We start from the raw sequence: 6,351 nt of genomic DNA, 5'->3' as shown, positions 1-6,351 counted from the left end.
GACCTTCGCGCAGCCCTGGGGTTCCCCCCGGCTCACAGCGCATTCGGGCTACGCCGCGTCCTCGCCGCGTTCGGCCTGGTGTTCTGCGGGGTCTTCGCCGGTTTCTTCGCCGTCCGGGGACAGACAGCCGGCGCAGCCTTCCTCGCCTTCCTCGCCCTCGTCGCCATCGTCGATCTGGTCGTCATCCAGCAACGGATCCGGCGCCAGACCGAATGATCCCCACGCCGGTCCGGATGGGCGGTGCTCCCGCATAAGGTGGCCGAGGATCGCCTCGTCCGGCACCGCCAGGCTCGCCCGCCAGCCTGATCGGTCCGCGCCGATCCGGCTGGCGGAACGAGCAGGAGGATCTCAGTGGGCGGCGGGACGGGCTGCCGACCGAACGGGCGGCGATGAACGATCCGGAGGGTGTCTCCGGGCCGGTGTCGGCTGGCTTCGCGCGCGGCACCACCGACGAGGTGGGCCTGCGCCGCGGGCTTCGCCGGATGCGGCTCATCGCCGGCAGCCTGCTGGCCGCGGTGGTGACGATCTACCTCCTCGCCGCCCGCTGGCAGGCCCACGGTGGCCCGGGGTGGATCGGGTACGTGGCCGCGGCCACCGAGGCGGGCGCGGTCGGCGCACTGGCCGACTGGTTCGCGGTGACCGCGCTGTTCCGCCACCCACTCGGCCTCCCGATCCCGCACACGGCGATCATTCCTCGACGTAAGGACGCGCTTGGTCGGAGTCTGGAGAACTTCGTCGGCACCCACTTCCTCGCCGAGGACGTGATCCGGAAGAAGATCGACGGCATCGGCGTGTCCGCCCGGGCCGGTGCCTGGCTGCGCCAGCCGTCGCACGCCGAACGGGTCACGACCGAGGCGGCGGAGCGGTTCACCGCGGTGGTCTCCGGGATGAACGACGACCTGGTCCGCGAACTCGTCGAGAAGGCGGTGCTGCCCCGCATCGTCGAACGGCCCTGGGCCGGGGCTCTCGGAATGGCGCTGGAACGGGTGGTCGAGGACCGGCTGCACCATCGACTGGTCGACGTGATCGTCACCGAGGCCGAGACCTGGTTGAAGCAGAACCCGGAGGTCTTCACCCGCACCGTGCAGGAGCGGGCACCAAGCTGGTCTCCGAAGTGGCTGGACGAGGCGGTCGCGGCCAAGGCGTACAGCGAGGCGCTGCGCTTCACCGAAGCGCTGCGCACCGACCCCGAGCACCGGGCACGCCGCGCCCTGGACGCGTTCCTGCACGGCTTCGCCGGCCGGCTGCGCACCGACGAGGCGCTGGGACCGCAGGTCGAGCAGATCAAGTACCGGCTCCTGGCCCATCCCAAGGTCGACCGGGTGATCTCCGCCATGTGGGCCACGGCGAAGAGCATCCTGCTCGATCTCGCCTCCGATCCGGGCAGCACGGCCCGGGTCCGCGCGACCGACGAACTCGCGGCCTTCGGCGCCCAGCTCGCCACCGATCCGGAGCTGGCGCGCACCGTCGACCACACCGTGGCGAACGCGGCCACCCGCGTGGTGTGCCGGTACAAGGACGACATCGCCGCGGTCATCGGAGATACTGTCGGCCGCTGGCAGCCCGACGAGGCCTCCCGGCGCATCGAGCTGCACGTCGGTCGCGACCTGCAGTTCATCCGGATTAACGGCACCGTCGTCGGCGCCCTCGTGGGACTGATCATCCACCTGGTCACCGAACTCGCCTTCTGACGCAACGGGTGGAGCTGAGGGAAGCATGCGGGGCAACGAGGACGATCGCCGTGGCGACGAGCGTGGGAGCCGGCCCGGCCCGGATAACCGACAGCTCGTCCGGGGACTGCCATGGCCGACGCCACCCGGTCGGCCCAGCCTGCCGGTCGCCGGACTGATCATGCTGGTCTGGTTCGGACTGATCACCCGGATCGGCCACTACGACGTCGACGTCTTCCTGCGGGCCGGCGCGGCCGTACGGCACGGGCTCGATCCCTATCCCGCCCCCGGCACGGGGGCGGTGTACTCCGGCTTCGCGTTCGTCTACCCCTACCTCACGGCGATGCCGTTCGCGCCGCTGTCCTGCCTGGCACATGCGGACGACATCTTCGTCGCGGGATCCGTGCTCGCCCTGCTCGGCGGGACCCACCTCGCCGGCGCCCGGGACTGGCGGGTGTACGCGCTGGTCATCGCCCCGTCGTGCACCATCATCGGGCTGCAGATGGGCACCCTCAACGCGTTGCTGTTCGCGGGGCTGGCGCTGGCCTGGCAACGACGCGACCGGCCCTGGACCTGTGGCGGCGTCGTCGCGTTGCTCGTCTACAGCAAGCTGTTTCTCGCGCCGCTGCTGCTCTGGCTGCTGCTCGCCCGCCGGTTGCGGGCCTGGATGGTGGCCCTCGCCGGTCTCAGCGCCCTGTTCCTGGCCGGTGAGCTGCTCAGCCCGGTGGGAACAGCCACCTACGTCGGCATGCTGGACGCGCTCGCCCGGGCGGAGGCCCCGAACGGGCTCAGCCTCACCGGCCTGCTTGTCAACATCGGTGTCGCGATGGAGGCCGCCGCCTCGATCGCCCGGCTCTGCGCCTTGGCCGTCCTCGCGGTCTGCTGGGCGGCCACCCGGCGGGGCCACGACGAACGGCTGCTGTTCGCCGGTGCCGTCGCCGCCGCGATCCTCGCCTCCCCGATCGTGTGGAGCCACTACCTTCTCCTGCTGGTCGCACCGCTGCTCGTGCTCAGCGCGCCTCGTCCGAGCCTCGCGGACGCCGGGGTCGGACCGGGCTGCCGGGTCGGATCCGGTGCCCCCATCGGGCCGGACCCCGCCGTGGGATCGGACACTCCGGTGAGACCGGGCACCGCCGCGGGATCGGGCATTCCGGTGGAACCACCCACGTGCGTGGGGCCGGTCTCCCCCGGTCCGACCGCCGCGTTCGCCGTGAGCTCCTGGTTCCTCGTGACGCCCCACCGCAGCACCACCATGGAGCTGCTGGCTGTCACGGCGATCCTCGGGCCACTCGTGCTGAGCTCGCTGCACGCCGGTCGGACGTCGCGGCCGTCGGCCACCCGGCGACGGACCATCGCGGCGGCGGGCGGGCGGGCGGCGACGCCCGCCGGGCTCAGGCTCAGGCTCGGGCTCGCGGTCGTGTTCGGGCTCGGTGACGCGGTGGTGAATCTCGCGGCGGGGCACAGCGCGGCCGGGCGGGTGGTGGGTGCCTACGGGACACTCGTCGGCGTCGTCACCCTGGTGGCCTGGGCCGGGCACGTCACCGCCCGCGACCGGGGACTGCGCACCGCGGCCGGCGACCCGCTCGCCCGAAAGAGCAACCCGGGACGAACCAGCGGGTGAGCCCGAGACGTACAGCCGCAGGATCGGCGTCTCTCACACTCCGCGTGGCGGAACGGCGATGTACCTTGAACAGAACGACGGCTTGCAAGGCCGTCCGCGCCCGGCCGAACGGTCGGGTGTGCGAGGTCGGTGCGAGCGCCCTAGCGGGGATGACCCGCCGGTGGGTCCGGTCGCGAAACCCGGCCGTACCCCCGGCCTCCGGACGATACGCGGACTGGTGTGGGACACCTCATCCAGTCCGGGTGGACCCATGGCGGCCCTGACCTGATCGGCGGATCCTCTGTCTCAGTACGGAAACTCCCAGTCCCACCCGGGCCAGCAGTCCCCCGGCTCCCAGCAGTCGCACGCCCCGCAGCGCCAGCCTCGCCCGGCCCGGGGCCGCGGCGCCGGCGGGCGCGGCCCGCGGTACAGCGGCTCCCGTTCCGGTGGCCCGGCGCGCCCGGCCGGACCGACCATCACCACGCGTGAGCCCCGGCCGCCGGCCGAGTCCTTCGAGGCCGCAGGCCTGCCCCGCCGGCTTGTCAAGGCGCTGGCCGACCGGGACATCGCCGCCCCGTTCCCAGTCCAGGCATCGACCCTGCCCGACGTCCTCGCCGGGGAGAACGTCCTCGGCCGGGCCCGGACCGGCTCGGGCAAAACGCTCGCCTTCGGGCTGCCACTGCTCGCCCGCCTGGCCGGCCAGGGGCCGGCCCAGCCCCGCCGGCCCCGTGCGCTCGTCCTCGTGCCGACCCGCGAGCTGGCCCAACAGGTCAACGATGCGCTTGAGCCCCTGACCAAGGCGCTCAACCTCCGGCTCGCGCCGGTGTACGGCGGGACGTCCATCAGCCGGCAGATCTCCGCGCTGCGCCGCGGTGTGCACCTGGTCGTCGCCACCCCGGGTCGGCTCACCGATCTGGTGGAGCGCGGCGCGTGCGTGCTGGACGGGATCGAGATCACGGTCCTGGACGAGGCCGACTTCATGTGTGACCTCGGCTTCCTGCCCGCGGTGAAGGCACTGCTCGACGCCACTCCGGCGGACGGGCAGCGGCTGCTGTTCAGCGCGACGCTCGACCGGGAGGTCGAGGTGCTCGTGCGCGACTACCTGCCCGACGCGGTCCTGGTCGCGGTGGACTCCGAGGTCTCCCAGGTCACCACGCTCGCCCGGCACGCGCTCGAGGCCGTCGACCGGGCCGCGCAGGTCGCCCTGGTGACCGCGCTCGCCGGCGGCTCGGGGCGCACCCTGGTGTTCGTGCGCACCCAGCGTGACGCCGACTGGGTGGCCGAGTCGCTGAGCCGGGCCGGGGTGCCGGCCGAGCCGCTGCACGGCGGAATGCCGCAGGGGGCGCGGACCCGGGCGCTGGCCGGTTTCACCGACGGCTTCTACCGGGTGCTGGTCGCCACCGACGTTGCCGCCCGCGGCATCCACGTTGACGGCATCCGGCTCGTCGTGCACCTCGGTCCGCCGGAGGACGCCAAGACCTACCAGCACCGAGGCGGACGGACCGCCCGAGCCGGCGCCGACGGCGCGGACGTGCTCGTCACCCTACCCGCCGAACGCGGCAAGGTGCGCGGGCTGCTGCGCGCCGTCGGGATCGAGGCGAGGCCGATCCCGACGACCGCCGACGATCCGATCGTGCTCGAGCTCGCCGGGCCGCCCGCGCCCAGGATCAGCAAGGACGAGATCCCGCTAGCCCGCACGGGCGGCGGGCGGGGACCGCGCGGCGGTACGCCTCGCGGCAACGAGCACCGGCCCGCCCGGCGAGAGGGGCACCGGTTCGGGCGGCCGGCGACCGGGCACGGCCGCCCGCCGCGCCGGGGCGCCGCTCCCGGAACGGCCCCCACCGCGCCGGCACCGACAGCCTGACCGCCGGCTCCGGCGCGCCCCTGCGGGCCTGACCGGACGTCCCGCCCCGGCCGCGGGCTCCGGCCGACCGGCCCCGGTTTCGACCGAGCCGGTTGGCCGGTTGGCCGGTTGAACGCGCCTGACCAACGGCTCGCGCATGCTCTGCGCACGATCCGCGCATGCCAGGGCCATCCGACAGCCAATGAAGGGCGCAACGCATTGCCATCGTTCGGATTTGTGGTGTGACCAAGATCACTTGGAGACTTTGCGCGCCACGTCCACTCGATACCGTTTTAGGGACAGGTGTCGGTAACGATGGAAGGAGCGTTGCGCATGGAACAGGACGAGACGACCCACCTGGTCCCGGGGCTTTCCCTACCAGGTCAGCGGGAGACCGGCTCCGGCGTCCTCGACGGCGCGGAGGTCTTCGAGCCGGCCACGGAGACATTCTCGTTCGGGTCCGTCGCAAACCCGAACCGGCTCCGGCTCGGCGCCTCCCGGTCACTGTGACTCCTGGAGGTCGGCCGCCGTCGGGCGGCCGACCTTGCTGTTTCACCGCCTGTTTCACCGCTGGCGGGTCCGTCGGCCACGAGGAGCGTCGTCCTACCGTCACAGCATGAGCAGCCGCGACGTGACCGCCCCCTCGGTCAACCACGCCCCCGGTCACCACACCCCCGGTTTCGGCGGACCCGTTCGGCCGGGAGAACCACCGGTCGTTCTGGGCCCAGCTGGACGGGCCGGTGCACTACGTCGACCTCGGGGGGCCACCCGACGGCCCGCTGCTGCTGTGCGTGCACGGTCTCGGCGGCTCCCACCTCACCTGGCTCGCCTTCGCCCCGCTGCTCACCCCGGTCTGCCGGTCCCCCGCCTCGCCGCGGCGGTCCTCGCGTACCGCCGCGGCCGCTACACCCCCCACCAGCTCGTCGACAAGAACCTGCGGCGGCTCTGCGCCGACCCCGGCCGCGTCCCGCCGGCGGCGATCGCGGCGCTGGTGCGCCCGGCCTCGCTCGCGCACATGGTCCGCACCGTCCGGCAACCGACGCTGCTCGTCCACGGCTCCGCCGACCGGCTGATCCTGGTGGGCGTGGCACGCCATGTCGCCGCGGAACGCCCGGACTGGCGGGTGGAGATCCTCGACAGGTTCGGCCACATGCCGATGCTCAAGGCGACGGAGCTCACCGCCGAGCTGGTGCTGGACTGGCTGGGCCGGGAGGCCGGGAGCGCGGGAGGGCCGGGAG

General features: G+C 73.2%; 6 protein-coding genes. All 6 read left to right on the top strand.

Annotation, left to right across the window (positions count from 1 at the left end; genetic code table 11):
• On the top strand, positions 1 to 216 hold a 216-nt coding region (locus AC08ON_RS07875), incomplete at its 5' end, for a DUF6343 family protein (protein WP_476616704.1).
• Positions 217 to 389: 173 nt separating this feature from the next.
• A complete protein-coding gene (locus AC08ON_RS07870) occupies positions 390 to 1,691 on the top strand; it encodes a DUF445 domain-containing protein (RefSeq protein ID WP_476608153.1) in 1,302 nt (433 codons plus the stop codon).
• 25 nt (positions 1,692 to 1,716) lie between these two features.
• A complete protein-coding gene (locus AC08ON_RS07865) occupies positions 1,717 to 3,291 on the top strand; it encodes a glycosyltransferase 87 family protein (protein WP_476608154.1) in 1,575 nt (524 codons plus the stop codon).
• Positions 3,292 to 3,868: 577 nt separating this feature from the next.
• Positions 3,869 to 5,134: a DEAD/DEAH box helicase gene (locus AC08ON_RS07860; RefSeq protein ID WP_476608156.1), complete on the top strand. Its 1,266-nt coding sequence runs from the start codon at positions 3,869 to 3,871 to the stop codon at positions 5,132 to 5,134.
• A gap of 312 nt (positions 5,135 to 5,446) precedes the next feature.
• On the top strand, positions 5,447 to 5,623 hold the full coding sequence (locus AC08ON_RS07855) for a hypothetical protein (protein ID WP_023840775.1): 177 nt from the start codon (positions 5,447 to 5,449) through the stop codon (positions 5,621 to 5,623).
• Positions 5,624 to 5,900: 277 nt separating this feature from the next.
• Positions 5,901 to 6,351 (top strand): alpha/beta fold hydrolase (locus AC08ON_RS07850; protein WP_476616703.1); only part of this gene is annotated, 451 nt, incomplete at its 3' end.

The sequence above is a fragment of the Frankia sp. CoWAU3 genome, from assembly GCF_977971855.1.
Note: the sequence above shows the minus strand (reverse complement) of the source record. Positions and strands in the feature narration are given on the sequence as shown.

What these genes read in the sequence shown, in the direction of transcription:
- AC08ON_RS07870 (WP_476608153.1), top strand. Translation starts at nt 390, where the DNA reads ATGAACGATCCGGAGGGTGTCTCCGGGCCGGTGTCGGCTGGCTTCGCG.
- AC08ON_RS07865 (WP_476608154.1), top strand. Translation starts at nt 1,717, where the DNA reads ATGCGGGGCAACGAGGACGATCGCCGTGGCGACGAGCGTGGGAGCCGG.
- AC08ON_RS07855 (WP_023840775.1), top strand. Translation starts at nt 5,447, where the DNA reads ATGGAACAGGACGAGACGACCCACCTGGTCCCGGGGCTTTCCCTACCA.